General features: G+C 41.8%; 32 protein-coding genes and 1 pseudogene. 27 read left to right on the plus strand and 6 right to left on the minus strand.

Going from position 1 to position 25,572, the window contains the following annotated elements; all coding sequences use genetic code 11:
* Positions 1-9: 9 nt before the first annotated feature.
* The 4 genes from rhaB (at position 10) to ACN6KS_RS11180 (ending at position 4,211) form a co-directional block, all read left to right on the plus strand.
* A complete protein-coding gene (gene rhaB / locus ACN6KS_RS11165; RefSeq protein ID WP_440962016.1) occupies positions 10-1,497 on the plus strand; it encodes a rhamnulokinase in 1,488 nt (495 codons plus the stop codon).
* Between the two features lie 198 nt (positions 1,498-1,695).
* On the plus strand, positions 1,696-2,970 hold the full coding sequence (gene rhaA / locus ACN6KS_RS11170; RefSeq protein ID WP_094875118.1) for an L-rhamnose isomerase: 1,275 nt from the start codon (positions 1,696-1,698) through the stop codon (positions 2,968-2,970).
* A gap of 119 nt (positions 2,971-3,089) precedes the next feature.
* Positions 3,090-3,728: a Vat family streptogramin A O-acetyltransferase gene (locus ACN6KS_RS11175; RefSeq protein WP_440962017.1), complete on the plus strand. Its 639-nt coding sequence runs from the start codon at positions 3,090-3,092 to the stop codon at positions 3,726-3,728.
* Positions 3,729-3,839: 111 nt separating this feature from the next.
* Positions 3,840-4,211, plus strand: a complete 372-nt coding sequence (locus ACN6KS_RS11180) for a YkvA family protein (protein ID WP_094870141.1) — start codon at positions 3,840-3,842, stop codon at positions 4,209-4,211.
* A gap of 16 nt (positions 4,212-4,227) precedes the next feature.
* Here ACN6KS_RS11180 and ACN6KS_RS11185 read toward each other — a convergent pair whose 3' ends face one another.
* Entirely contained in the window at positions 4,228-4,620 is a 393-nt protein-coding gene (locus ACN6KS_RS11185; RefSeq protein ID WP_094870140.1) for a winged helix-turn-helix transcriptional regulator, read from the minus strand.
* A 151-nt stretch (positions 4,621-4,771) separates the two neighbouring features.
* On the opposite strand from ACN6KS_RS11185, the gene ACN6KS_RS11190 reads away from it, so the two are divergent.
* From ACN6KS_RS11190 to ACN6KS_RS11245, 12 genes are all read left to right on the plus strand, one after another.
* The gene (locus tag ACN6KS_RS11190; RefSeq protein WP_440962018.1) at positions 4,772-5,446 is read left to right on the plus strand and encodes an NAD(P)H-dependent oxidoreductase; all 675 of its coding nucleotides are present in this window, start codon (positions 4,772-4,774) and stop codon (positions 5,444-5,446) included.
* Positions 5,447-5,655: 209 nt separating this feature from the next.
* Positions 5,656-6,066, plus strand: coding sequence for a CidA/LrgA family holin-like protein (locus tag ACN6KS_RS11195; RefSeq protein WP_094870138.1), 411 nt, complete (start codon positions 5,656-5,658; stop codon positions 6,064-6,066).
* Positions 6,066-6,752 (plus strand): LrgB family protein, encoded by a 687-nt coding sequence (locus tag ACN6KS_RS11200; RefSeq protein ID WP_094870137.1) that lies wholly within the window; start codon positions 6,066-6,068, stop codon positions 6,750-6,752. Before ACN6KS_RS11195 ends, ACN6KS_RS11200 begins: the two co-directional genes overlap by 1 nt.
* A 91-nt stretch (positions 6,753-6,843) precedes the next feature.
* Positions 6,844-7,023, plus strand: coding sequence for a hypothetical protein (locus ACN6KS_RS11205; protein WP_042126589.1), 180 nt, complete (start codon positions 6,844-6,846; stop codon positions 7,021-7,023).
* 177 nt (positions 7,024-7,200) lie between these two features.
* Positions 7,201-7,389: a hypothetical protein gene (locus ACN6KS_RS11210; RefSeq protein WP_440962019.1), complete on the plus strand. Its 189-nt coding sequence runs from the start codon at positions 7,201-7,203 to the stop codon at positions 7,387-7,389.
* Between the two features lie 163 nt (positions 7,390-7,552).
* Positions 7,553-8,119, plus strand: coding sequence for a putative ABC transporter permease (locus ACN6KS_RS11215; RefSeq protein WP_256989807.1), 567 nt, complete (start codon positions 7,553-7,555; stop codon positions 8,117-8,119).
* A gap of 226 nt (positions 8,120-8,345) precedes the next feature.
* Positions 8,346-8,492: a hypothetical protein gene (locus tag ACN6KS_RS11220; RefSeq protein ID WP_156113097.1), complete on the plus strand. Its 147-nt coding sequence runs from the start codon at positions 8,346-8,348 to the stop codon at positions 8,490-8,492.
* 209 nt (positions 8,493-8,701) lie between these two features.
* On the plus strand, positions 8,702-9,175 hold the full coding sequence (locus ACN6KS_RS11225) for an NUDIX domain-containing protein (protein ID WP_094870182.1): 474 nt from the start codon (positions 8,702-8,704) through the stop codon (positions 9,173-9,175).
* Positions 9,176-9,193: 18 nt separating this feature from the next.
* Complete coding sequence (locus ACN6KS_RS11230) at positions 9,194-9,781, plus strand: histidine phosphatase family protein (RefSeq protein WP_440962020.1); 588 nt, start codon at positions 9,194-9,196, stop codon at positions 9,779-9,781.
* A gap of 185 nt (positions 9,782-9,966) precedes the next feature.
* Complete coding sequence (locus tag ACN6KS_RS11235; RefSeq protein WP_440962021.1) at positions 9,967-10,203, plus strand: hypothetical protein; 237 nt, start codon at positions 9,967-9,969, stop codon at positions 10,201-10,203.
* 9 nt (positions 10,204-10,212) lie between these two features.
* Positions 10,213-10,623, plus strand: a complete 411-nt coding sequence (locus ACN6KS_RS11240) for a DUF2809 domain-containing protein (RefSeq protein WP_440962022.1) — start codon at positions 10,213-10,215, stop codon at positions 10,621-10,623.
* Between the two features lie 24 nt (positions 10,624-10,647).
* Positions 10,648-11,439: a lipid II flippase Amj family protein gene (locus ACN6KS_RS11245; protein ID WP_094870132.1), complete on the plus strand. Its 792-nt coding sequence runs from the start codon at positions 10,648-10,650 to the stop codon at positions 11,437-11,439.
* 18 nt (positions 11,440-11,457) lie between these two features.
* Here ACN6KS_RS11245 and ACN6KS_RS11250 read toward each other — a convergent pair whose 3' ends face one another.
* On the minus strand, positions 11,458-12,234 hold the full coding sequence (locus tag ACN6KS_RS11250; protein ID WP_440962023.1) for a hypothetical protein: 777 nt from the start codon (positions 12,232-12,234) through the stop codon (positions 11,458-11,460).
* A 195-nt stretch (positions 12,235-12,429) separates the two neighbouring features.
* Between ACN6KS_RS11250 and ACN6KS_RS11255 the strand changes: the two genes are divergently transcribed.
* Positions 12,430-13,287, plus strand: a complete 858-nt coding sequence (locus ACN6KS_RS11255; RefSeq protein ID WP_440962024.1) for an SDR family oxidoreductase — start codon at positions 12,430-12,432, stop codon at positions 13,285-13,287.
* A gap of 368 nt (positions 13,288-13,655) precedes the next feature.
* The gene (locus ACN6KS_RS11260) at positions 13,656-14,051 is read left to right on the plus strand and encodes a DUF4265 domain-containing protein (RefSeq protein WP_440962025.1); all 396 of its coding nucleotides are present in this window, start codon (positions 13,656-13,658) and stop codon (positions 14,049-14,051) included.
* Positions 14,052-14,190: 139 nt separating this feature from the next.
* Here the strand turns inward: ACN6KS_RS11260 and ACN6KS_RS11265 are convergent, their stop codons facing one another.
* Positions 14,191-15,168: an alpha/beta hydrolase gene (locus ACN6KS_RS11265; RefSeq protein ID WP_440962026.1), complete on the minus strand. Its 978-nt coding sequence runs from the start codon at positions 15,166-15,168 to the stop codon at positions 14,191-14,193.
* Positions 15,169-15,337: 169 nt separating this feature from the next.
* Between ACN6KS_RS11265 and lepB the strand changes: the two genes are divergently transcribed.
* Positions 15,338-15,835 (plus strand): signal peptidase I, encoded by a 498-nt coding sequence (lepB, locus tag ACN6KS_RS11270; protein ID WP_094875130.1) that lies wholly within the window; start codon positions 15,338-15,340, stop codon positions 15,833-15,835.
* A 126-nt stretch (positions 15,836-15,961) separates the two neighbouring features.
* Positions 15,962-16,999 (plus strand): HD-GYP domain-containing protein, encoded by a 1,038-nt coding sequence (locus ACN6KS_RS11275; protein WP_094870125.1) that lies wholly within the window; start codon positions 15,962-15,964, stop codon positions 16,997-16,999.
* Between the two features lie 105 nt (positions 17,000-17,104).
* Here the strand turns inward: ACN6KS_RS11275 and ACN6KS_RS11280 are convergent, their stop codons facing one another.
* A complete protein-coding gene (locus ACN6KS_RS11280) occupies positions 17,105-17,422 on the minus strand; it encodes a MazG nucleotide pyrophosphohydrolase domain-containing protein (RefSeq protein WP_094870124.1) in 318 nt (105 codons plus the stop codon).
* A gap of 97 nt (positions 17,423-17,519) precedes the next feature.
* Between ACN6KS_RS11280 and ACN6KS_RS11285 the strand changes: the two genes are divergently transcribed.
* From ACN6KS_RS11285 to ACN6KS_RS11305, 5 genes are all read left to right on the plus strand, one after another.
* A complete protein-coding gene (locus ACN6KS_RS11285) occupies positions 17,520-18,098 on the plus strand; it encodes a TIGR00730 family Rossman fold protein (protein WP_440962027.1) in 579 nt (192 codons plus the stop codon).
* 185 nt (positions 18,099-18,283) lie between these two features.
* On the plus strand, positions 18,284-19,033 hold the full coding sequence (locus ACN6KS_RS11290; protein WP_094870122.1) for a GTP pyrophosphokinase: 750 nt from the start codon (positions 18,284-18,286) through the stop codon (positions 19,031-19,033).
* A gap of 155 nt (positions 19,034-19,188) precedes the next feature.
* Positions 19,189-20,814, plus strand: coding sequence for a glycoside hydrolase family 9 protein (locus ACN6KS_RS11295; RefSeq protein ID WP_440962028.1), 1,626 nt, complete (start codon positions 19,189-19,191; stop codon positions 20,812-20,814).
* 124 nt (positions 20,815-20,938) lie between these two features.
* On the plus strand, positions 20,939-21,688 hold the full coding sequence (locus tag ACN6KS_RS11300; protein WP_440962029.1) for an ABC transporter ATP-binding protein: 750 nt from the start codon (positions 20,939-20,941) through the stop codon (positions 21,686-21,688).
* Positions 21,685-22,431: an ABC transporter permease gene (locus ACN6KS_RS11305; RefSeq protein WP_094870119.1), complete on the plus strand. Its 747-nt coding sequence runs from the start codon at positions 21,685-21,687 to the stop codon at positions 22,429-22,431. The genes ACN6KS_RS11300 and ACN6KS_RS11305 overlap by 4 nt, the downstream gene beginning before the upstream one ends.
* A 25-nt stretch (positions 22,432-22,456) precedes the next feature.
* On the opposite strand, the gene ACN6KS_RS11310 is transcribed toward ACN6KS_RS11305, so the two are convergent.
* On the minus strand, positions 22,457-22,726 hold the full coding sequence (locus tag ACN6KS_RS11310; protein WP_440962030.1) for an excalibur calcium-binding domain-containing protein: 270 nt from the start codon (positions 22,724-22,726) through the stop codon (positions 22,457-22,459).
* A 179-nt stretch (positions 22,727-22,905) separates the two neighbouring features.
* Between ACN6KS_RS11310 and ACN6KS_RS11315 the strand changes: the two genes are divergently transcribed.
* Positions 22,906-23,403 carry a hypothetical protein gene (locus ACN6KS_RS11315; protein WP_094875136.1) on the plus strand — a complete coding sequence of 166 codons (498 nt, stop codon included), beginning with the start codon at positions 22,906-22,908 and terminating at the stop codon, positions 23,401-23,403.
* Between the two features lie 280 nt (positions 23,404-23,683).
* Here the strand turns inward: ACN6KS_RS11315 and ACN6KS_RS11320 are convergent, their stop codons facing one another.
* A complete protein-coding gene (locus ACN6KS_RS11320) occupies positions 23,684-24,541 on the minus strand; it encodes an alpha/beta hydrolase (protein ID WP_440962031.1) in 858 nt (285 codons plus the stop codon).
* A gap of 172 nt (positions 24,542-24,713) precedes the next feature.
* Here ACN6KS_RS11320 and ACN6KS_RS11325 point away from each other — a divergent pair.
* Positions 24,714-25,301, plus strand: a pseudogene (locus tag ACN6KS_RS11325) (cupin domain-containing protein); the annotation flags it as partial.
* Positions 25,302-25,572 lie beyond the last annotated feature (271 nt).

Here is a 25,572-nt window from a genome sequence, read left to right on the forward strand (position 1 = left end):
TGTTTAAGAATGAATGCTGGGGCGCATAAACAGGGTCAGAATCATATTGCTATTGATATTGGAGCCTCTAGTGGGAGAGTCGTTTGCGGAACCTTGCAAGAACCGGAAGGAAACTTATCATTAACAGAAATCCACCGTTTTAGTAATGGGTTCTCTGAGAAGAATGGTAATCTTTATTGGGACGTCGATTATTTATTTGCTGAAATAGTAAAAGGCTTGCAGAAGGCGAAGTCAAAAGGAATTGAGCAGTGTACCGTCGGAATTGACACTTGGGCCGTGGATTACGTACTTCTGGATCAGAAGGGTACACGAATTCATGAAGTTTTTTCTTATCGTGATTCCAGAACAGATAGAGCGGTACAAAGCCTACATCGTAATATATCAACTGTAAGCGTTTACGGTAAGACGGGGATACAAGTTCTCCCGATTAATACGTTGTACCAGCTGTTTGTGCATGATCAGGCAGATCTTGAAGCAGCACATTCAATCCTGCTGGTCCCTGATTATCTCTATTATCGGCTTACGGGACGCAGAATTAGTGAAGTCACGAATGCTTCAACCACGGGTCTGCTGAATCTGCAAACTCGGGATTATGATACTGATTTACTGGCACTGCTTGGTCTTTCAAAAGAGCAATTTCCCCCCTTAACGGAACCTGGGGAACAAATTGGCGGATTGACTGATGACCTGGCGGCACGCGGTGATCTTCCAGATTGTGAGTTCATAGCAGTTGCCACTCATGATACAGCATCAGCTGTACTAGGCGTTCCTGCAAGTAGCGACAAATGGGGATTTCTCAGTAGTGGTACTTGGTCACTCATCGGGGTGGAACGAGCTTCAGCTATCACAAGTCCAGAAGCGATGGAGCGCAATTATACAAATGAATGGGGAGCCTTCGGATCGTTCCGTTTTCTTAAGAACATTATGGGGATGTGGCTGATCCAAAAGGTTCGTGAGGAATATGGTGGTCAATACAGCTTTGGCGAACTGGTGGAGCTGGCAGAGCAAGAGATTCCTTTTAGATCCATCATCTACTGCAATGATGAACGATTCATGAATCCATCCAACATGATCAGCGAGATACAGGGCTATTGTGCGGAAGTCGGACAGTTGGTACCAAAGACACCAGGGGAGATTGCCAGATGTGTGTTTGACAGTCTTGCTCTTTCTTACTATTTCTATGTTCAGGATCTTCAGCTATTAACCGGCGAGAAGTGGGAGCGTCTGCACATTGTAGGCGGAGGGGCGAATAATGGTTTGCTATGCCAAGTTGCGGCGGATTTGCTAGCGATGGAGATTTACGCTGGTCCAACGGAATCCACCGCATTAGGTAATGTAGTTATGCAAATGATCAGTGTGGGTACGGTCGCAAATATTAAAGAAGCAAGAGAAATTATATATCGTTCATTTGATGTAACAATCTACATTCCACATGAGATGGACGCTTCCCTAAAAACCGCGGCATTGGCTGAGTTTGCTCGGCTGCAGGTCGTTTAAGAGTAACTTTGATTTGGTGAAATAGCTGCGGGTGAGCGGAGAAGGGCGAAAATACCCCACATTGGGAGTGAAAAGCGGAAAGTGAGTGAAAAAGGGGTATAAATCCCTCTCATCGGGCGGAAAAAGCGGAAAACGTGCCAAAGTGGAGCAAAAATCCCCCTAAATGAAATCACAAAGACAATAACAGGAGGCTCAAGCATGGAGCAGAATACAGAAAGCTTAAGGAGCATTCAGACGAGCTATAATGAGGCGAAAAAGCTCTACGAACTGCACGGCATTGACGTAGATAAAGTATTAGAGCAGCTTGCAGCAATCAAAATTTCATTACACTGCTGGCAAGGAGACGATGTAAAGGGCTTCCTGAATAAGGAAGAGGAACTAAGTGGCGGGATCGCGGTCACGGGCAGTTACCCGGGGCGAGCTAGAAATCCGGAGGAACTGCGCCGTGATTTGGAGCAAGCACTAGCACTTATCCCAGGACGTCATAAAGTTAATTTACATGCTATTTATGCCGATACGGAAGAAACAGTAGATCTTGATGCGTTAGAGCCTAAGCATTTTGAAAGATGGGTGAAATGGGCTAAGGAGCAGGGACTAGGATTAGATTTCAATCCCACTTGCTTCTCTCATGAAAAAGCTAATGATGGCTTCACACTAAGTCACTCGGATCCTGAAATCCGCAACTTCTGGATTGCTCATTGCAAGGCTTCACGCCGAATCTCCGAATCTTTCGGTCAGGCACTGGGTCAGCCTTGTGTAACCAACTTCTGGGTTCCAGATGGATATAAAGATACACCGATCGACCGTCTGTCACCGAGAGTGCGACTTCAGCAATCACTGGACGAGATCTTCAGCGAGGAGATCGATCAGCAATATAACATTGATGCTGTAGAAAGTAAGCTGTTCGGAATTGGCTCGGAAAGTTATGTGGTAGGTTCGCATGAATTTTATATGGGTTATGCACTAAGCCGGGGCAAAGCGGTATGCTTCGATGCTGGGCATTTCCACCCAACCGAGACTATCTCGAATAAATTATCCTCTTGGCTGATGTTTGGTGATCAATTGTTGCTGCATGTTAGCCGTCCAGTACGCTGGGACAGTGATCATGTGGTGACTATGGATGATGAACTGCTGGAGATTGCTCGTGAACTAGTTAGAGGTCAATTCCTAGAAAGAACTCATATTGGACTTGATTTCTTTGACGGAAGTATTAATCACATTGCCGCTTGGGTGATCGGAACACGTAACACAATCAAAGCCCTGCTACGTGCGATGCTGGAACCGATAGAGCTATTGAAGCAAATTGAACTGGATGGAGATTATACTACTAGACTTGCACTGGTAGAGGAATTGAAATCTTATCCGTTCGGAGCTATTTGGGATTATTATTGTGCGACGAATGGTGTGCCTGTCCGAGAAAGCTGGCTGAGCGATGTGAAGCAATACGAAGTAGATGTTTTATCAAAGCGATAAAGTACTTGTAATGGCGGTTACCACACGGTAGCCGCTTTTTATGTTCATGATTCGTACTTATTTGAAAAGATCTTTGATCTCTGGTATGTTTTATCAAAAAAAGAGAGAGAGGCTTTATTATGGAGAAATATGGACCCAATCCGAATGCGCTCTATCCAAATGAACAGATCAAAAGCATCTGTTATATCAAAAATGTGATTACAAGAAACAATATTACGGTTGGCGATTATACGTATTATGATGATATAGACGGTGCGGAAAAGTTTGAGGAGCATGTGACTCATCACTATGATTTTATTGGGGATAAGCTTATTATTGGGAAATTCTGCGCGATTGCTAAAGGTATTGAATTTATCATGAATGGTGCGAACCATCGAATGAATTCCGTTACGACCTACCCTTTTAATATCATGTCTAATGGCTGGGAGCATGCGGTTCCAGAACTATCAGATCTACCCATAAAGGGAGATACGGTGATCGGCAACGATGTGTGGATTGGACAGAATGTTACGGTTATGCCGGGTATACATATTGGAAATGGAGCCGTCATCGCGGCCAATTCAACAGTTGTGAAAGATATCCCGGCTTATAGTGTCGCTGGAGGAAATCCATGTAAAGTAATTAGACAACGTTTTGATGACGAACTGATCGAATATTTAGAAGCGCTTAAGTGGTGGGATTGGGATGCCGAGCGAATCTTTAAGAATCTTGAAGCGTTATGCAGCAGTGATTTGAATAAAATCAAAGAAATTAAATGATATTGTGTAAGTTTCATAGAACGAGCTATAGTTTATCTTAAAGATATAAATAATAGCTGAGGGTATACTGACTGTATGAACTTCATATGAACCTTGCGGAGGGAAATTCTAATGAAGAAAGATGATGATAAGATCACCACGGAACTCACAGCAGAGAAGTTTCCATACAGTAAAGAGAACGAGGAGATGGTGACGCGGAATTTTTGGACAAAAACTAAAAAATTCGCAGGCAAGATCCCATTTACTAAAGATGCTATTGCGATGTATTATTGCGCAGTCGACGCAAAGACCCCTTTATGGGCAAAAGGAATTGCCTTCGGAGCGTTGGCTTATTTCATCTCCCCGATTGATGCGATACCGGATGCGATTCTCGGACTTGGATTTACGGATGATGCTGCAATTATTGCAGCAGGAATCAAAGCGATCTCAGGTCAGGTTACGGATGAACATAAGGAAAAGGCTGAAGCATTTTTTGAAAAATAGAAGGTGCAGCTTTGAGCTACACCGTAATATCCATACCTTCTGGACAGCTTTCTGCGGAAAGCTGTTTTGTTTTGTAAACCTCTCCCCAGTCTTTCATGAGTTTAATAATAGGGGTCAGCGTCTTGCCAAATTCAGTTAACGAGTATTCGACTTTCGGGGGAACCTGATGGTAGACCTCACGGTGAACAACTCCATCTTCTTCCAGCTCTCTAAGCTGCAAGGTTAACATGCGTTGAGTGATTCCTGGGCATATCCGTCGAAATTCGTTAAAGCGTTTCGTTCCATCCATTAAGTGATAGATGAGGATCCCCTTCCATTTTCCTCCTATAACATCGAGCGTAAATTCCACAGGGCAAGCTTCCTTATTGCTTTCTGGGTGATCTCCGAATCCACCTTTTCGATCACGCATAGCCGTTCAACTCCCATAGTATCATTTTGTATACTACATAACATTAATGTGCGTACTTTTAAAGAAGTGATATATATTCTAATATTATGCATGAGAACGGCAAACAGTCAAATGGGTCGTTGGTTCTAAGCAAACAAAAGGAGTGTTAAATATGGGTACTTTATCATTAAACAAAAATGAAATCCTGTCTGCCTACCAATTCAGACATGCAACTAAAGAATTTGATAGTCATAAGAAAATTAGTGAGTCAAACTTTCAGTTTATTCTGGAAACAGGACGTCTGTCACCAAGTTCATTCGGATTTGAGCCTTGGCGTTTTGTCGTAGTACAAAGTCCGGAAATACGCGAGAAATTACGAACTCATGCCTGGGGAGCACAAAAGCAATTGCCAACTGCAAGTCACTTTGTATTGATTCTCTCCCGTCTTCCTAAAGATATGTCTGCTGATTCAGATTATATTAAAGGGATGATGGAGCATGTCCAGGCGCTGCCTCCAGAAGTGATGGAAGGGAAAGGTAATATGTACGATAAGTTCCTGAAGGTTGATTTCGGATTGATGGAGAATGAGCGGGCAATGTTCGAATGGAGCTGCCGGCAGACTTATATAGCCCTTGGTAATATGATGACATCAGCCGCTTTAATCGGAATAGATTCTTGCCCAATGGAAGGTTTCGATAAGGCGAAGCTAGAGCAGATTCTTACCGAAGAGGGGATTATGGAGGCCGAACATTTTGGAATCTCCTGCATGGTAGCCTTTGGATATCGTTTGAATGAACCGCGTGGAAAAACACGACAAAGCGCAGAGCAAGTCATTCAGTGGGTTTAAATAAGCTGGGATTTCAATTTAGAGCAGCATAACGAAAATAACTAACCTGTAAAGTCTCCGGCGTTCCGGAGATCATACAGGTTATTTTTGTTTAATTCTTACAAGATTCGAAAAGTAATTGAAATTTTCATGAAAACTCTGATACTCTTATTGAGGTGACCCATTTTAAGCTTTATCGAGTTAATTTAATAATGAAGGGATCCTGCATCATGAAAATCATTCGCATAATTATCCAAGTGTTCCTGCTTTATTTGTTCTACTTGGCTGGAGACTTCCTGCAAAAGCAGCTGCATCTTCCTGTTTCTGGGAGTATCGTCGGATTACTTCTGCTCTTTGTTTTATTGCTATTCAAGGTTGTACCAGTGAAGTGGATTGAAGAGGGTGCAACAACAATATTAGCTTATCTTCCGTTATTTTTTATTCCAGCGACGGCTGGGATCGTGAAGCATATGGATATTTTTAGTGGGAGAGGTTTGCTGTTAATCTTGATTCTTATCGTTAGCAGCGTGCTCACTATTGCAGTCGCAGCACATACCAGTCAATGGCTTTCAACCTTGAAAGACAAGAGTAAGGCGGGCTGGAACAGCAAGAGCTTAAGCGAAAAGGGGAAGGAAATATAATGTTTTTTATCGCGACAGGAATTGTCCTGCTTAATGTTGCAATTTATTTATTGATGTCCGTGGTATATAGACGTTTTCGGTTTCCTGTTCTTATTCCCGCACTAACAGCCACAGCCCTTGTTGTAGCACTACTTCTATACTTCCATATTCCGTATGATACATATATGATAGGTGGTCAGTGGATTAATCAGCTACTGGGACCTGCTGTAGTGGCGCTAGCCTATCCATTATATAAACAACGTAATGTGTTAGTTGAGAATTTTCCGGCGATCCTAGGGGGCGCTATTGTAGGTTTGTTAATAGGGATGTTTAGTGGTTTGCTTTTGGCGGCAGGGCTAGGATTCTCTAAAATATATGTTTTGTCCATATTGCCAAAGTCGATCACCACACCTGTAGCGATACAGATCTCGAATGGTTTAGGCGGGGACTCCTCGCTAACCTCCGTATTTGTAATGATTGCCGGATTTACAGGTGCGATTGGCGGTCCTCTCATTATTAAGCTGTTTAAGATTCGAAGCGAAGTTGGGATTGGGATCGGGTTAGGAACGGGTTCTCATGCACTTGGAACTGCAAAGGCACTGGAATATGGAGAACAGTCAGTTTCAATGAGCTCCGTAGCGATGACCGTCTGTGCTATTGTCGGTTCATGTATCGGTCCGGTGGTAGCTTGGATCATGTACCCTTAAATTCAAACATCATAACTATGTTTGCAAAACACTCCATCGGGTAACTATAACTAAGGAACAAATAAAGCAAAGCACCTGAGGAGGATTTCACATGTCAGATTATTCTCAAGATGAAGCGGAAATCCGCAACAAGGAAAATAAAGACGGCGATTCATTAGCTGAAATTAAGAAGATGGAGAATGGCGTGGACATCGAGCCAGAAGCAGACGATTGGGTAGCCAAACCTGCAGAGTCCTCTCATCCTGATCCGCTTCCTAACGATTTAGACTAAATGATTCGGAAGACAGGCTGTCCTTCATCGGACAGTCTGTTTTTTCTTGAGATCGTTTTAGTAATTATTGTATAATGGAATCAAGTACAACCTCATCAGAGTATTTTATCCAAATTCGTCGTTGCTTTTCGCTAATTCCACAGATCTCAGCCATTCTTGTTGCAGGGAGGAAATGAAATGCGTAGTCGGAACGAGAACAGCCGATATCGGCAAAAACGTGGCGAGGCTCTAGCAGGTAACTCTGAGAAAAAATATGGTTCAAACTTTGGCGTACGCAGTGAGCTGACAATGGATACGTTAAAGAAACAATACGGCGATCAGTCGCTGATCCCGGCTCAGAATCCTGAAGAACAACTTAAACCATAAGCGTGGAAGGCTAGAGAATCCACTTCACTCCTTATATTTTGTAATGAAGGCATAACCTATGGGTTATGTCTTTTTTGTTGCGCATATCTCCTGAAGGATTTAGGCATAATAGGGCCGGATGGATATTTAAGAAAATAATGACAACTAGGAGCGGTGTATAAACATGATGACTTCTATATTTTCTTCAAGCGGAGAACCTGCGATGGCAGTGGCGGGCCAATATTTCTTTTATTTTATGATCTACTCTTTTTTAGGCTGGGTATTGGAGGGTACATATAACTTATATAGTAATGGAAGCTTTCGCAAAGAAGGCTTTCTAAAAGGTCCTTTTAAACCAATGTATGGATTTGCACCACTGCTTCTACTGATTGCCAGAGACTTAACCCTGCCTTTCCCAATTTTCCTCCTGCTTGCGTTAGTCGTTCCTTCAGCTGTTGAATATGTAAGTGGTTGGTTGCTGAAGACTGTCTTTCAAAAGCAATGGTGGGATTACTCAGGGATGTCTTATCAACTGCAAGGGCATATTTGCCTTCGATTCTCCCTATATTGGTGGGCGCTATCGGTAGCTTGTGTATTTGGGATTCAGCCGTTCATGGAGCTTTTATATTCACAAGTCCATAACGTTTGGGGAATTATTTATCCTTTCGTGGGACTCTATCTTATGGCTGATTTATTGTGGACTTGCTGGAGTCGGTATAGAAGTGAGAAGACCCCCCAATATCAAGATTAATGATGTCTATATGGGCAGCATAAGCATTCTTTTGTATATGAAGCACAAACATATCAGTTTTGTATAATGGTGATGTGCCGTGTCTGGATGCTCATTTCTTGAAGTGGTATGAGGAAGGACGTCTTGTCCAAAAATGGCTTTAAAGTGTTCGGCGAAGATCAACTAGATGATGTGGAAGTAATAATTGGAACTCATGTTACATAGTGTGTATAAGGGGAACGAAGCAGTGTCCTTGGGAGAGGAAATGCCGTCCGAAGAGCCATCCTTCATTTGGGATTGGAGGCGGACGCAGATGAGTATTGACCAGCTCATTTCATTGCTTGTTCTTGTCATCATGATCGTACAGCTTGCCGGCTACAAAGGGAAACATTAAGCTCAAAGTCTCACCTCATTGTAACTGCTTCCGGACCTCAGAAAGTATTGAGCCGTTCGGAAGCTTTTTTTGTTCTGCGCTAAGCATATTGCCGAATCTAAAGGATTCCATCACAGAGATGTCTAATATATACATAATGTGGATTTTTGGGAAGCCGGAGGAAAATGGATCTAGTTCTATAAAACAGTGTGAGAGGGTGGATGAATAACGTGCCGATGTCTGAGTATTATCAGGAGATCCGAGGAAAAGTGGGTTCAGAGTTATTAATGATGCCTTCCGTAGCTGCAGTAATAAGAAATAAAGAAGATGAAATTCTGTTTATTCGAAAACCTGAAGAGTCCTTGTGGGGATTGCCAGCAGGCGCCATCGAGCCAGGGGAACGACCGGGAAGAACTTTGCGCAGAGAAGTATATGAAGAGACTGGATTAATGGTGCATCCTACTACCATTCTTGGGGTTTTTGGCGGAGGGAAATATAGATACGAATATAACAATGGAGATCAGGTGGAATATACAGTCATCGTATTTGAGTGTTCTATCATCCGTGGAACGCTGAGAGCAATGGATGGAGAAGTCGAAGAATTTAAGTTCTTTAAAGAGAGTGAGCTGCCCGAGATGGCCATTCCCTATCCAGTGGAGATTTTCAAGAAAGACCGCGAAGTGACAAAGACGATATTTGAATGAGCTGGAGAGGAGTAATTCATGAAGACTTTTATTTATATGATTAGACACGCCGTATCACCTTTTGTGCTTGGGGATGAGAGAGAACGAGGATTATCTGATAAAGGTCATGAGGACGCATTTAGAATTAAAGAACTGTTGGCGGAGGAAGAGATCACACATTTTGTCTCCAGTCCTTATAGACGAGCGATAGATACCATTAAATATTTGGCTGAAGCTTCGGAGCATGAAATTGAGTTGTATGAGGAATTTAGAGAAAGAGCCATAGCAAGCATGGAGATCGAGATCAGTGAACAAGAATTTCTTCAGGCGATCCGGACATCATTCACAGACTTACAATATAAAATGCCGAATGGAGAGAGTACTCAGGAAGCGCAAGAGCGTGCGATCCCCATCATGAAGCAATTGATCCAGCGAAATAAAGGCGGCAAAATTGCACTAGGTACCCACGGGAATATCATGACCATTATCCTGAATTACTTCAATAAAGAGTATGGTTATGAGTTCTTTGAGCAGACTTCGAAACCAGATATTTATAGGCTGGAATTTGATGAATTAGAGCTTACTAGTGTGGAACGAATGTGGAACCCCGAAGTACTGAGTAAATGAAATATTTTATTAAGCTTAATTCGTTAAGCGTACTTTATGCCTTTATGTTGTTTGTCGTAATAGAGCTACTAGTGAATATTTATCGTATTAGTAGAATTTCTGGCTTGGAGCTGGATAAAGTAAATAACTTAGAGCTTATCTTCATATTTGTGTTATTTATATTTTGTTCTATTGGGTTTGTTTGGATGACAAAAAAATATTTGAACGGTAAAAAATCCAAGTATTTCACTACGATCCTGTGGTATCCATATTTGATTCTGTTCATTAATTTATTCGCAGCATGGTTCCCGATTACAGAAGCTGCGGATAAACCAGTACCAGTAACAGGGTTAATCATAATAGGGGCCATGATTATTTATCCGTTTTATATTGTGATGATTAATATTATATCAAGCATAAACTTCAAGTCAGACGCAGGATAGAGGATGGAAATGAGAGTCAAGGCTTTAAAAGAAAGAGTTATTTATGGATGCATCTGCTTAATTGTTATTGTACTGGGGTTATGCTCTAGAGCATTCTCGGAACAGCTACCCTTGTTTGTAACGAGACATTTTGGAGACGCGCTGTGGGGCAGTATGGTTTACTTTATGTTTCGTGTATTGCTAGTGAACCGGAAGCTGTGGATCGCTTTTATGTGGAGCCTGATGTTTAGCTTCGGCATAGAATTTAGCCAACTGTATCAAGCAGAGTGGATCAACAGCATCCGTGATACCGTACCCGGAGGGTTGATTCTCGGAAAGGGATTCCTATGGATTGACCTTGTACGATATACCGTTGGAATTACGCTTTCTTACGGACTGGATCAATACTTTCGCTCAAAACTGCACCGAATAGATAAATAGTTCTCAATGGAGATGAACCTACAAATGGTAAATAGCTTGATTGTAGTATGCTTGCTTACAATGATTATTCATACAGCAGAAACGTTATCTTATTCGGTAAGATACGCCGGGGTGAAGCTGAACAAGATAGCTATTGCTTTGTCTCTGACAGGCATTATTGTTCTCGTGTCAAGAACTGCAAACATGATTCAAGCTCCACTGACGGCTAAATTCGTAGATTATGCCAAAATACATTCTGATTTCCCACTACTTAATTACTTGAGAATTATATTATTAGCTTCTTCATTAGGGACATTAATAGCCATTGCTATTTTTCCAACCTTCGTAGGCTTGTTTGGGAGAATCATCTCAAAGCTTGAAATCGAGGGTTCTATTCCCAAGCTGCTTACGAGCGTAACGATCGGGCAGTTAAAAAATACTAGAAAATACATAAGAAAACCAAAAGTGAATCTATATAACTTCAGATACTTGGGGATTCCTAAACGTTTTATTGTTATGAATGTTTTTGTTACAGCCTTTTACACCGTAGGGGTCATATCATCTTTGTATGCTGCTCATCTAATGCCTCAATATAGCACGACTGCTTCTCAAGCCTCTGGATTGATTAACGGAATGGCGACTATACTGCTGACCATATTTATTGACCCACAGCTTGGTCTTATTACCCATAAAGCCACTGAAAATGTAGAATACCGTGATCAGCTAGGAAAAATATATGTGGTATTGATGGGTTCACGATTTCTAGGTACTATATTTGCTCAGCTCCTGATTGTGCCCGCAGCCCAACTAATTAGTATATTAGTGAAGCTGATATGAGCCGGTGGGAGCGAATCATTATGGAAGCTTAGACTCTGCAGATTGTAGAGCTAGGGAAATCTTCTGCTCCCAGCTGTAAATATTTTGATGCATGTCATGAATTCGTTTCATTTGCTCAAAGGATGCTTTCATTTTTATTGCTGCCGTAATCGCATCCCCTTGTTTTACAGCCGATTTATATTGTTTATCTGCTTCTGAACGAACTTTCTGTGCTACAGCGATATTCTTGTTCTCGGCGGTGATTTGCTTCTTCAAAACTGTGATCGGTGCCAGAGCATCTTTGATAGGCTTGATCTTGGCAGCGGTTTGCTTGCGGGCAGTTGCCAATGCGTCTGTCTTCGCCTTAATTTCAGTGCGAGCGAGTGTTACCGCAGCTTTGAGCTTATTGCGTCTTAGATCCAGGAGAGTGGCTGTCTTAAAATCCTTAGCTTTCTTGGCTGCGGTAGACTGCTTACTGAGTGTGCTGTATTGTTCCAGCAGGGGAGCATGTTTCTTCTGAGCTGACGTAGCTTCAGATGATAAACGACTCAGCAGAACCTTATCTGTTGACTCTATGACAGAATGAATAGATTTCAGTGTTTCATTATTCTGCTTACGTAACATTTGAATTTTTGAGCTATAGGACTTGAGGGCTACTTGAAGTGAGGTATAATTACCATGGAGACCGTTAATGTCATCTAAGGCTGACTCCCAATCTGTACCTGCTGAAGCTAATGTAAGGTTGATGTTGAGGAGGGCTACTACTAGGATGAATTGGACAAACCGCTTTAAATAACTAAAATTGTGAATAAACATTCATTTCAGCTCCTTAATTAGTCTATGCGCGCAAAAAAGCACCTCCAAGATAGGCATGAATGCCTAACTTGCGAGGTGCTTCTCTCGCAGAAATATAAATGATACACTTACTATAACTTGAAATTAATGGATAGTCAATCTGAAAAAGAACATTTGTTTGCTTTTTGGAATAATGAAACATAAGGAGAGTCAAAGATGAATTCACATCTAGATCCAATGCATGATCGAGTGGCCTTAATAACCGGAACCTCTAGTGGATTTGGACTGCTCACAGCCTTGAAACTGGCTGGACAGGGATTCAAAGTTGTAGCAACCATGCGCGATTTGAGTCGTAAAGGCGCGCTTGAGCAGCAGGCAGAGCAAGCAGGACTCTTAAAGCAGCTTCATTTTATGACTATGGATGTTACCGATAGTGAGTCTATACAGGCGACTATATCCTCAGTACACGAAACATTCGGAAGAATTGATGTTTTGGTAAATAATGCAGGCTTTGCTATAGGTGGCTTCATAGAAGAGCTAAGTATGGAGGAATGGCGCCAGCAAATGGAGACGAATTTTTTCGGATTAGTCGCGGTGACAAAGGCTGTGCTGCCAGTTATGCGAGAACAGAAAAGTGGTACGATTATTAACGTGGGGAGTATAAGCGGGTTGTCCGGGTTTCCGGGGTATGCTCCATATGCAGCTTCCAAATTTGCAGTAGAAGGATTCAGTGAAAGTCTGCGTCATGAAATGTCTCCTTATGGAGTACGTGTAGTATTAATTGAACCTGGCTCATTCCGTACTCCGATTTGGGGAAAAGGAATGGAACAAATTCGTCCAGCTGAGGATTCTCCTTATAGAGATCGTCTGGATGCTGTGCTACGATATTCCAAGCATACCGCTGAAACTGCACCTGATCCAAAGCAAGTGGCAGATCTCATCGGTCGAATTACTGAAATGAAGTCACCAAGGCTTCGGTATCCTATCGGCAAAGGCACCCGGATCTTGATCTTAGGCAAAACGCTGCTCCCGTGGAAATGGCTGGAGAGAATGATTGCGAAAGAATTGAGGTGATGGAATGGAGCAATCCATAAACTTAACAATCATTAAACTTATTGGATATGTATCCAGTTTGATGACCGTTTTTTTATGGTTTATATTTATATTCATTAATCCGTATGCTGAGGTTACGAATCAATCCAGTATTATAATAAGTATGGTAATGCTGGTGTTGCCTGCCGGATTACTTGCAATAGGTATCTCTTTAAACAGAAGTCCTCTCATGCTTCTCGCCTTTATTTGGAGTTTTCCATACAGTATATATATGTTTTTAACGCCGGGAATCTTCAGGTTGTTCGGGATTACAAGCTTAATGTATTTATTGTGTTTTGTGTTATTTAGAATCATCAAGATCAGATTTTGAATAGAATTGAGGTGTGCTGATGCTAGATTCGTCAGGACTACATATTTGCTTCGATCCAGCAGGCCGTGAAATTGAAATCCTTGATGTTACTCCAGTTGGTAAAGATAAATACCGCATCGAAGAGACACCGATTTTTAATCCAAGTGTTACAATGGGTGATATTATACGGGTGAAAGAAGAGCTAGGGATCTATTACTATCAGGAAACTGTACAGAAATCTCATTTCAAAAGGTACGCTTGGCTCCTCAGTAAAGAGGCTGTTGATTCAGCAGCCATTTCTGCTTTTAAACAACGGATCACAGAGAATGATGGGAAATGTGAACAGATCTTTGGCGGTTTGTTGGTCATTCATATTCCTAAGAATACTTTGATGGACGTAGATGGGGAAATGAATCGCATTATTAAGTGGTTTTAGAAGTGTGGGTACGTAAATATTAACGAGTATGAATAAGAAAAAAATGCTGCGGCATGAAATGCAAGGAAGCTTGCACATGATGCAGCAGCATGGAGAATAGGTGAAACGGTTTAGTCAATCTGAGCGATACAATCTATACTTATTTTATTTCTTTCATAAATGTCTTGAAATTTTCGGCGATTTCTTTTGATTTGGTATGGTGCAGATAATGTCCTGCATCAAGTTTTACCAATTTTCCTTGTACGGAATTTTTGACTTGCTCTTCATGCAATGATATCCAATCTTTTAAGAGAGTATCATCCCCTTGTACAAAGAGCAAAAGGGGAAGATACTTTGGAAAGGTTGAATTTAGAGCCCCTTTATAATTAGAAGACATATGTTCCACTTCATTTAAGTTAGTGTAATTATAAGTGTTTCTAAGCGTAAGCAATCTCAATTGTTCTTTAGTTTCTTCATCAAACGGCAATCCAGCATAGGGATTTCCACTAGATTTAAATACCAATCTGCCCAAGCCCGATGATCTAAGTAGTTTTAATTTTCCTGTTGGTATTTTAACATCTATTCTGTCTTCCGTTGCAATACTGTTATCAATCCCGACAAATGCACTCACTTCGTTTGGATATTTGTTCACATAATTCAAACTGTACATACCGGAAATAGAGTGTGCCATTAGAATATAACGGTCAATATTAAGCTGCTTTACAGCTTCATGAATTTCACTCACAATATTTTCTGTGGTTCGTTCTTTTTCAGTTCTATCACTTAATCCATAACCGAAAGGCTCAATCGCGACAACTTTGTAAAATGGGGATAGTTCATCTATTAACAGCTTAAAATCAAGTCCCGGTGCCACCGTTCCATAACCAGGTAAGAGCACAACTGTCTCTTCGCCATTTCCTTGAATCAAAACATTCATTTTTTTACCATCGACGCTTACAGACTGACCATAGGGTTTTATTTTAGCTTGGTCCGATTTATTTAAGAAAATATTAGCGACAAAAACAGTCACTAGAAAAAGTACTATTGCAGTAGCTAAAGCCCCTATGGAAATAAGTATAATTTTAAGCGGTTTATTCATCCTTTTTTTAATAACCTCTTCTTCTGGTTTCACTTGCATCTTCTCCTGTTCTAATCGGTTTATTCTAGCTATCTTAATGAGTTGCTAAAGGAAGCTTACCCCATGAAGGTGAACCCTACATGACGACAATATGAACTGAATATGAACGAGCGTAAAAAGCTTCTGCACCGATCAAAGTGTCTATAAAATGAATATGAGGTGAGCAATTATGTTGAAATTTATCAAACAATATTTGCCAAGTGTTGCTATTGCAGTGGTCCTATCTTTGTTTGTAAGAACTTATGTTGCTGAAGCCATGAGGGTTCCTACTGGCTCTATGATTCCTACAATTGAAATTAATGACCGTCTAATCGTGGAAAAAATGTTATGGATGACGACACTCGATCATGGAGATATCGTCGTGTTTACGCCCCCGGTAGCGGGTGATGAGCATAAAAGATATGTAAAGCGGTTGATAGGGTTGCCAGGTGATACCATTGAAATTAAAGATGGAGCCCTTTACAGAAATGGAACGGAGATCAATGAACCCTATCTTAATGAGCGGATGGACTATACTTTTGGGCCCGTTACAGTTCCGGCGGATCATTACTTTTTTCTCGGAGATAACCGGAATATAAGCAATGATGCTCATCTCTGGGCTACTCCTTTTGTAGCGAAGGATCAGTTGATCGGAAAAGTGATAGCGGACTTTAGTATTCCTTTTTAGGTGATGTAGCGGGGGTCTTTTGAACTAATTGTGAGTGTTAATGAGACTTTAACCATATTGTGACTTTGGAATAATTTAGCTATCCTTAAGGTAAAATATACCTATTGATAGGAAGGGTGCAGAATTTTGAAAGCTCATGTCACGGATCTCAAACATGGCGATTGTCTTATGTTGGACACTTTTAATAGTGTTGGTTTACACGTGCTCCCAAAAGGGACAATTGTTTACCAAGAAGAAATCACCCTCCTGATGAGACATCGTATCGATTATGTTGATATTGAACCTCGCAGCATTGCGATGGATAATGAGGGAACGAATCTGGAACAAAGCCTAAATGGAAACTTTGATCTAGCGATCCAAAACTATGAATCTATTTTTCTAGAGGCACTCAGCAAGGGCAGTTTCACGCAGTCAGATGTAGATCTTACGTTGCAGCCCTTGCTGGAAAAAATGGATGAACATAAGGATGTAGTTTCCTTATTGCTGCTGCTTGAACGGGAAGACGTTGGTACATACAATCATTCATTACAGGTCGGACTGCTATCCTTTTACATAGCGACTTGGTTAGGTTATACCAAAGAAGAACGCTACGAGATTAGCCGGGCAGGGTATTTACACGACATAGGAAAAAGTCAGATCGACCCCTCTATCTTAAATAAGACGGGGATCTTAACCCCTGAGGAAACTGAAGAACTAAAGCGTCACACTTCGTATGGATATGATATTATTCTTAAATCTATGAATGACGAGAAGACCGCTCTGGTGGCGCTTCAGCATCATGAATTCGAGGATGGGACCGGTTATCCTAATATGCTTCGTAAGGCGGACCTGCACCCGTATACACTGATTGTGGCTGTTGCTAATGCCTATGTTGGGATGACCTCTGCAAGAGTGAATCAACCCAAACAAGGGCTGATAACCGTTCTGCGCAAGGTGCATGAGCTGGGCTTTGGAAAGCTGAATGGAAATGCGGTACAAGCTTTGATTGGACATTTACTGCCGAACTTTGTAGGTAAAAGTGTTCAGCTTAGCAACGGAGAGCAAGGTACGATTATTATGAACAATCCTTTGGATATTTTTAAACCGTTAGTGAAAGTAGATGAATCTACGTTTAGGGATTTATCCAAGGAGCGAAATTTGACCGTTGAGGAAGTATTTATTTAATAAATATTTTCGTTACGAAAATAAAGGGAAGGCTATCCACTCGATCACTAAGATCGTGGGGTAGCCTTTTTTAAATGCAGATTGTAGCCCTTTTCCTACTTCTCCTTAGGAATTAAAGCGTTTAACTAATTTTTCCTTATGTGCAGTAAATGCCTCTTCTAAAGTGATACCATACAAATCGGCTAACAAGGCTATATTTCCTAGCACATCACCAATTTCCTCAATCAAGTCGTGTTTCAGTTGCTCTGGTGGAGGGGTAGATTCATCTGGGCGATCTCTTCCGATTTCATAGGAGCGTACTGCCCGTGCAACCTCACCGGTCTCTTCCATAAGAAATCCAACCCGTATAAAAGGACCATAATCGGTCCAGCCTCTTTGTCCATAATAACTTTTAATCCATTTCTGCACTTCATTGATCTCCATATTATGTAGCACTCCTTAATCTTTTATATGATTTATTCTCCAACATATAGTATATTAGATGTCGGATATTATCAATATATAGTTTGGAGATGAGGATTTGAAATCAATTTGTGTTTTTGCAGGGTCGAATTTAGGAGTGCATGAGGAATATAAAGCTAAAGCTGTTGAACTTGGTAACAATATGGCTATGAACGATTATCGCTTAATTTACGGGGGGTCAAGAATTGGATTAATGGGTGAAGTTGCTAATGCTGTCTTGAACGGTGGAGGTGAGGTAATCGGAGTTATGCCTAGGGGATTGTTTAATGGAGAGATGGTACATAGAGAATTAACACAACTGATAGAAGTGGACGATATGCATGGACGAAAAGCAAAAATGGGGGAGCTGGCAGATGGCTTTATTGCTTTACCCGGCGGCTTTGGGACGTATGAAGAGCTGTTTGAGGTCTTGTGCTGGTCACAAATCGGTATACATAAGAAACCGGTAGGGGTTTTAAATATCAGGAATTATTTTGATCCTCTGATGAATCTGATTCAACACAGCATTAACGAGGGATTTTCTAACGCTTCACATCTTAGCTTGTTAAATATAGACCAAGAACCCTCGGAACTATTAAAAAAACTAGAAAGCTATGTCCCTCAAACGTTGGAACAAAAGTGGAAACAGCTTAACTAGAGAACAGTTACTGTAACAGATGAAAGGGCTGCCGAGAGGGAGCTCTTTTTCTGCTAATCATTTGTTGTGGTAGAATATGGGTAGGTGAATATCCCATTTGAAATATGGGATTTGCTGAATTTGAATTTCACTAGTGGATTGGCTATGATAAATATAGAGAAAAGCTACAAGAGGAGAAATGGATAATGACCCCCGAGAATCAAATCGAACAATTTAAGAAGGTTAAGCACGAGATCACCCGATTTATGTTGATTTATAAATTTGCACTTGATGAGATGGAGACGAAGATTGAGATCCTCAAACAGGAGTTTCAGTCTCTTCACGATTACAGTCCTATTGAACATACTAAATCGAGAATCAAGTCTCCCGAGAGTATTATGAACAAAATGCTCCGTAAAAATGGAGATTTATCTCTAGATTCCGTGAGAAATTGTATTAAAGACATTGCAGGTCTACGAATTACCTGCTCTTTTATCTCAGATATTTATCATGTAAGTGAAATGCTTCAGAAGCAGGACGACTTAACGGTTCTTGAAGTGAAGGATTATATTAAGAACCCCAAGCCTAACGGATATCAAAGTTTACATTTGCTGATTCAGGTACCTGTGTTTATGTCAGATCGTCAGGAGTTAGTGTGCGTTGAGGTACAAATTCGTACCATTGCTATGGATTTTTGGGCAAGTCTCGAACATAAAATTTTCTATAAATATAATAAGTCAGTACCAGAGAGTATGACGCGTGAATTGAAAAATGCAGCGGATGCCGCTCATGCACTTGATCTGCAAATGGAGCGACTGCATCGGGACATTAAAGAAATCAAAGACGACGATGAAGATGATGATCTTAGTTCCTTTGAGGAGCTTCGCCGTATAGTGATTCACAATCAGCAATTCACACTTCCGGCTAACTTTATTAAGCTGCTTGGAGACAAATAAGCTGATCACATCACCTAGAGTTACCGTTTCTGGTTAACTCTAGGTTTTTTTATTGTAGTTATCATTGCCACGTACAACTAGAATAGAGTATTCTCAACTTGAAAGAGAGACTTGTAATCATTGGCTTCATCAAATTGATATGAAGGAGAATGAAGATGAGTGAGCGTAGACTCCGAACCATCACTGTAAATCAAATCGGATATCCGGTGGGTGGAGAAAAGATTGCAGTGTTTACTGATGCAAAACATGACTTTCAGGTTGTTGATGTTGATCATGGAAATGTTGTATTTGAAGGGCAGACAGGTGCTACCAGATTTGATGAGGCAAGCGGAGTAACTGTACATACAGGTGATTTTTCTGAGGTTCATGCAGTGGGCAGATACCGGATTGAGCAAGGTGAGGGGATAGCTTCGGCATCATTTATTATTTCAGATAAACCTTATCACGAGCTTCAACAGGGCTTGCTGAAGGCCTTTTATTATTATCGTTGCGGGGTTGAGTTAACTGAAGAGTATGCTGGCGAATGGAAGCATAAGGCATGTCATACAGCAGAGGGTATTGTGTATGGTGAAACGGAGCGTAGGCTAGATTGTTCTGGGGGCTGGCATGATGCAGGTGATTATGGCAAATACAGCGGACCTGGAGCCAAGGCCATCGCTGATCTATTCCTAGCGTATGAGTTATATCCTTCTGCTTTTGTAAGCGCTATCCCGATTCCTGAAAGTGGGGGGATAACTCCAGATGTACTGCTGGAATGCAAAGTGGAGCTGGATTGGTTGTTCAAAATGCAAGACTATAGAACAGGTGGAGTGTATCATAAACTGACTACACTGAGCTTTCCCGGCTTGGATGTCATGCCAGAGGCTGATACAGCAGATCTATATTTCTCACCGGTGTCATCCACCGCCACTGGCGATTTTGCTGGAGTCATGGCCATGGCAGCACGGATATATGAGCCCTTTGACTCAGCCTATGCGAAGAAATGTCTGGATGCCGCAACATTAGCTTGGGAATGGCTTGTTCAACATCCAGATGCACCAGGGTTTATAAATCCGTCAGAAATCAGCACCGGGGAATATGGAGATGGGAACGACAAGGATGAGCGGTATTGGGCAGCTGCGGAGCTCTATCGTACGACGGGGAAAGAAGAATACCATCATGCTGTTATGCAGCTGGTGGAATTATCTTTTCCAAAATACAGTCTAGGCTGGGCGGATATGGGGGGCTATGGCACACTTGCCTATCTGTTAAATGGTGAAGATCTATCAGACCGTGCTTTATATGCTTCCTTAAGAGAAGGACTTCTAGCAGAAGCGGATCGGTTAGTGGAACAGAGTCGTGGGGATGGTTATAGGATCTCCTTAAAAGAGGACGACTATATTTGGGGAAGCAACATGCTCGTAATGAACAATGCTATGCTGCTAGTTGTGGCTGAATATTTTAGTGACGATTCGAGTTTTGCGGACTGTGCGCTAGATCATTTGCACTATCTGATGGGTCGCAATGTACTGGATATCAGTTATGTTACCGGATTTGGCGATCGTCCAGTGATGCATCCGCATCATCGTCCATCTGTTGGTGACCATGTGGCTAATCCAGTCCCGGGTCTGGTATCTGGGGGGCCGGATCGTGGGCTCCATGATGAATATGTAATAGAACATTTACAGGGAAAACCAGCTGCGCAGTGCTTCGCCGATCATGAACTTAGCTATTCTACGAATGAGGTAACGATCTACTGGAATTCCCCAGCAGTGTTCGTTACAGCTCGGTTTAATCAATAAATTAATTAATATTAGGGAAAGGCGTGTCTCATGGGGGAGATGCCTTTCTCTTTTTTTATGCAGCTAAAATGCTATAATACGAAATGGTATGATATTTTTTCGTTTGGCAATAGGAGGTATGGCATTGAACAGTATTTTTGAAATTCAAAAACTTGCAAAATTGAACTGGAAAAGCAGTGAACAAGCTTCGAAATATCTATTCTCGGACATCTCTGCTGAAATATCTGAATCGGACCGAATTGCTCTGATTGGTGCCTCGGGTCAAGGTAAAAGCACACTACTTAGAATAATGGCTCTGCTGGATGCTCCAGATGAAGGGGATATGCTTGTCAAGGGCTCTTCATTCAAAAATATGGATTTAAGGCTGTGGAGAATGAAAATCGGGTTTGTGGCACAACAAGCGGTTATGTTGCCTGGCAATGTGGAGGATAACCTTAGAACCGTCAGCAAGCTGCATGACAGACCCTATGACCTTAAATTAGTACAGCGGCTATTGGAACAACTAGGGCTGGAGCAATTGGATTTAAGTAAAAAAGCAGCAGATTGCTCTGGCGGTGAGAAGCAGCGTATATCCCTGATTCGGTCATTGCTATTGCGTCCTAATGTGCTACTGCTCGATGAAATCACTGCTTCACTAGACATTGACAGCACTCAAAGGGTTGAGGATCTGTTAGAACAATGGCATACAGAAGAAGGGACTTCAATGATTTGGGTGACCCATGACCTTAAGCAGGCTAGCCGAATAAGCACAACTACATGGTTTATGGGGAAAGGGAAGCTGGAACAACACTTGAGTGAAGCTTTTTTTGCTGAATCTGCGGAAGCTTTAGCGAAAAGGTTTATCCGACCGTTAGAAGGAGCGTCATTCATATGAGTTATACTGCGCTGAGTTTTACCCTGCTGTTTGTGTTAGGGACGATGCTGCTCTCGGTATGGCAAAAGCTCGGACTAGAAAAAGATATTATTGTAGGCACTATAAGATCGGCGATTCAACTGCTTGCGGTCGGATATGTACTGCAATTTATTTTTAAAACCGATCAGATGATCTATGTTGTTTTGATAATAATCTTTATGATATGTGTAGCCGCATGGAATGCAGCGAAAAGAGGCAAAGGACTGCATGGATTAGTCTGGAGAATTGGACTTGCGATCGCTACTATGGAGCTCCTAATGATGGGGATTCTACTCGGCTTACATATTATTGAAGCAACTCCGCAATATATCATTCCCATTAGTGGCATGACCATTGGTAGCGCTATGGTTGTCTCCGGTTTGTTCATTAACCATATCAAGCACGAAATACAGCAGAGCAAAGGGGAAATCGAGACCCTGCTGTCACTCGGTGCAACGGTTCCACAAGCGATCCATGAAGTTAGAAAAAGATCTGTGAAATTCAGCATGATCCCTACCATCGACGGAATGAAGACTGTAGGACTTGTTCAGCTTCCAGGCATGATGACGGGTATGATTATAGCAGGCGCTGATCCAGTAATCGCTGTTCGCTATCAAATTCTGATTGTGTTCTCATTCACCGCCTCTGCGGCCATAACAAGTATACTGCTAAGTGTACTGAGCTACCGACTCTTTTTCACGCCTGATCAACGGCTTAGACAATAGATGAAGCAGGAGTCAGGGGTAAATCTTATTTCTCACAAGCGATTCCGTCTTTGTCACGGTCGCTTTTTTTGTTGGCTTCATAGAGCGCCTTAGATACAAAAGGTTTATATTTCGTTTTTCCACCTTTGTTCTTGGTTGAGCTGGAAATGGCGACTCCACCTTTGTAAACTTTATTTAGCTCTGTACAGTTTTTATAAGTTTTGACCTTGGATTCAGCACTTGCTGTACTTACGGTACCGATGGCTAGAGCGAGCAGCAGACCTGCCGATAGACAGTACTTTAAGTATTTTTTCATGGGACATCTCCTCTAAAGTTTAGTTATTAAAATAACCTCTCTTTTTATATTACCAGTTTATTGCACAGGGGGGTATATTATGAAAAATCTAGACAGGTAGTCCTAACATACATAATTATCAGCGACGACGGGGAATAATTAGAATTCAATTTACATGAGGTGAAAAAGCTTTCTATGAGGTGATTCTAATTAGCACAAAGAAATTGGCAGCCACCCTAATCGCAGGGCTGTTGCTTCTGCCGGGAATCGCGATAGGTGCGCCTGATAACAACGGAACGGTGATCCAGTCTAATGGAAAGCTGCTCTCAGCCATGCCTTTGCCAGCCCCGGAGTCTAAACGAATTATATTGCCTTCTGCATTTCAAGCTGCTGAGCTCTACGGGTTCGGTTTGCAGCACCGGAATGCGTCAATTCAATATTCGATCTTTTCCAAGGAGCTCAAAAAGGTTATGTATCCGCAGTTTGTTGAACTGAATTGGGTAACGGGCGTATCCAGTCCGTGGATTACAAAGTACGAGGTTACTAAAGAAACAGTAATTAACCCAAATTCAGAGGTCATAGAAATGCGTATAGATACCGCAACCTCAAATGGTCCAGAACCATCCATGCTACTGACGATCTCACTTGTTAAAGATCATAATAGCTGGGTGATTACCGGAGTGAAGCCGAATCCTTAAATGTCATGCGGAGAATTGTAAAAAGAGCAAGCGTAGTAGGGAAGATTCCCTTACGCTTGCTCTTTTTTATAAGATTTGTAGCACTAGCGATCAACTGCACGCATGTCTCATCATAAGAAATCAGCGTACGCTGACGGCCAACTCAAAAAGTATCTCTTCACTCGAACATTGCGGACCGTATAGCTCTTATTCCCCTTCAATTCCGCATTATTGGAGCAGTTTTGGGTGAATAGCTGCATCTGAGTCCGATAGCTTCGCTAATTTGCTCACCATAATGTCTCTAATCTCTACCCGCCTTGACCATCAATTCCGCCATCATTTTTGGCTCGGTTCGGACAGTGGTCATATGATCACCTTTGCCTTCGATGAAGCGGAAAACGCCCAAATGACTGGACTGAGTCGGGTGAAACCCATATGGGCCTTGTGGGATAGCCGTGTCTTCCGTCAGATAAAGATAACTTTTAGGGATTTGGAGACTGTAGAATTTCTTGAGATCCAGCTTTTCAAATAGTGGAGTAGCTGGTTCAGGCGGAGCTTGTTTATAAAAGGCTTGTGCCTCTGCAAGACTGGCAGTGTTGACGAAGGTATCCCGGAAAAGCGGGAAAGGGAGCGTGATGGTATTATTACCGGAAGCGTCTCTTAGCTGTTCAAAGGATTTAAGTGACTCAGCAGGAAATTGATCTGCCACACTTTGCCCGTCAAGCGGCGCGAAGGCATCAAAGAACACGATCCGTTTGATCTGATCAGGTACTTGCTGGGAAACTGTTTGAATGACTGATCCACCAAAGCTATGTCCAAGCAGAATAAAATCCTTCAAGTCTTTTTGTTTGATATAGTCGACAACGGACTTTGTGATTTGCTCATGTGTTACATTATTATTCTTATCCGCGCCATGTCCCGCATATTCCGGTGTGTAGACGGTATGCCCTAACTTACGAAGCTCGGCGGCTGTTTCATCCCAAAAACCTGCTGTAGCCCAAGACCCATGAATCAGAACAAAGGTTAATGGAGTCTGTTTGGTAGAGGATTTGTGGTTAGCGGCCGCAACCGTGGAGTGCTGATTCAAAGGCTGCAACCCCATAATAGTGAAGATAGAGATACATAACGCTAATACTATTTTAGTGTGAATCGATTTCATACTTTGCCTCCTGTATAGTGTGAGAATTTAACATTATAGAGGATGCCCCGTTTAACAGGGAAAGATGAATTTTTATTGGAGTCACTGAATCTCCGGCACCTAGGCATAGGCTAACGCATATGTTGTTCTAGGAAATCAAAAATTTACGGGAACAGAAGGGTAGGAATAAACAGTGACTTCATACATGGATTATACGTCCCCTGATACACAATTTACTTTCGATGTGAACACTAATACTCTCTTTAAAAAGGATGCCAACAATTTCATTAACATGCTGTCGATTAAACAACTAAACACATTGGAGAATATTTCACTCCTTGATATTTTCCTCAGTAAATCGAATGTGGTAGAGCCTCATTATCATCAAAATGCGGCAGAGCTTGTCTATTGTATCTGTGGGTCAGCAGTAGTGTCTATACTCAATCCGTTTACAAATGAACTTCTTCATTTCCCAATATGTCCAGGTCAAGTGGCGAACGTGCCGCAAGGCTGGTGGCATTATGAGGTGGCAACCGTCGATAATACACATTTGCTAGCGATTTTTGATGCGCCTATTCCAGAGGTCATCTTAGGCTCGGATATCCTGAGCAAAACACCTGCGAATGTATTAGCTCATACTTACTGTTTGAATGAAGCCTTGGTAAAGGAAGCCTTAGCGCCTATTAAACCTGGAACCTTTATCGGCCCACCTGCCGACTGCTGTGAGGAAGATAAAGTAAAGGGAGTAAGTAATATGGCTCCAAATATGGCTCCGAATATGAAACCAAATATGGCACCAAGTATGAATATGCATGCAAATATGAAACCTAACATGCAACCGAACATGCATCCAAACATGCAACCATACGCTCAAATGCAAGCTCAACCGATCCCTATAGCTTCACAAATGCCCCAAGCTACACAAGCGTTCACGTATCAGCCTTATCCAATGCAAGGATACTACACTCAAGGCTATGAACAGCACTATCGCCAACAGCCTTATGTACAACAACAGCCGAATTATCAATATTCAAATAATCAAGAGTAACTAC

The organism is Paenibacillus nitricinens (genome assembly GCF_052056485.1).
Lineage (GTDB): Bacteria > Bacillota > Bacilli > Paenibacillales > Paenibacillaceae > Paenibacillus_AQ > Paenibacillus_AQ nitricinens.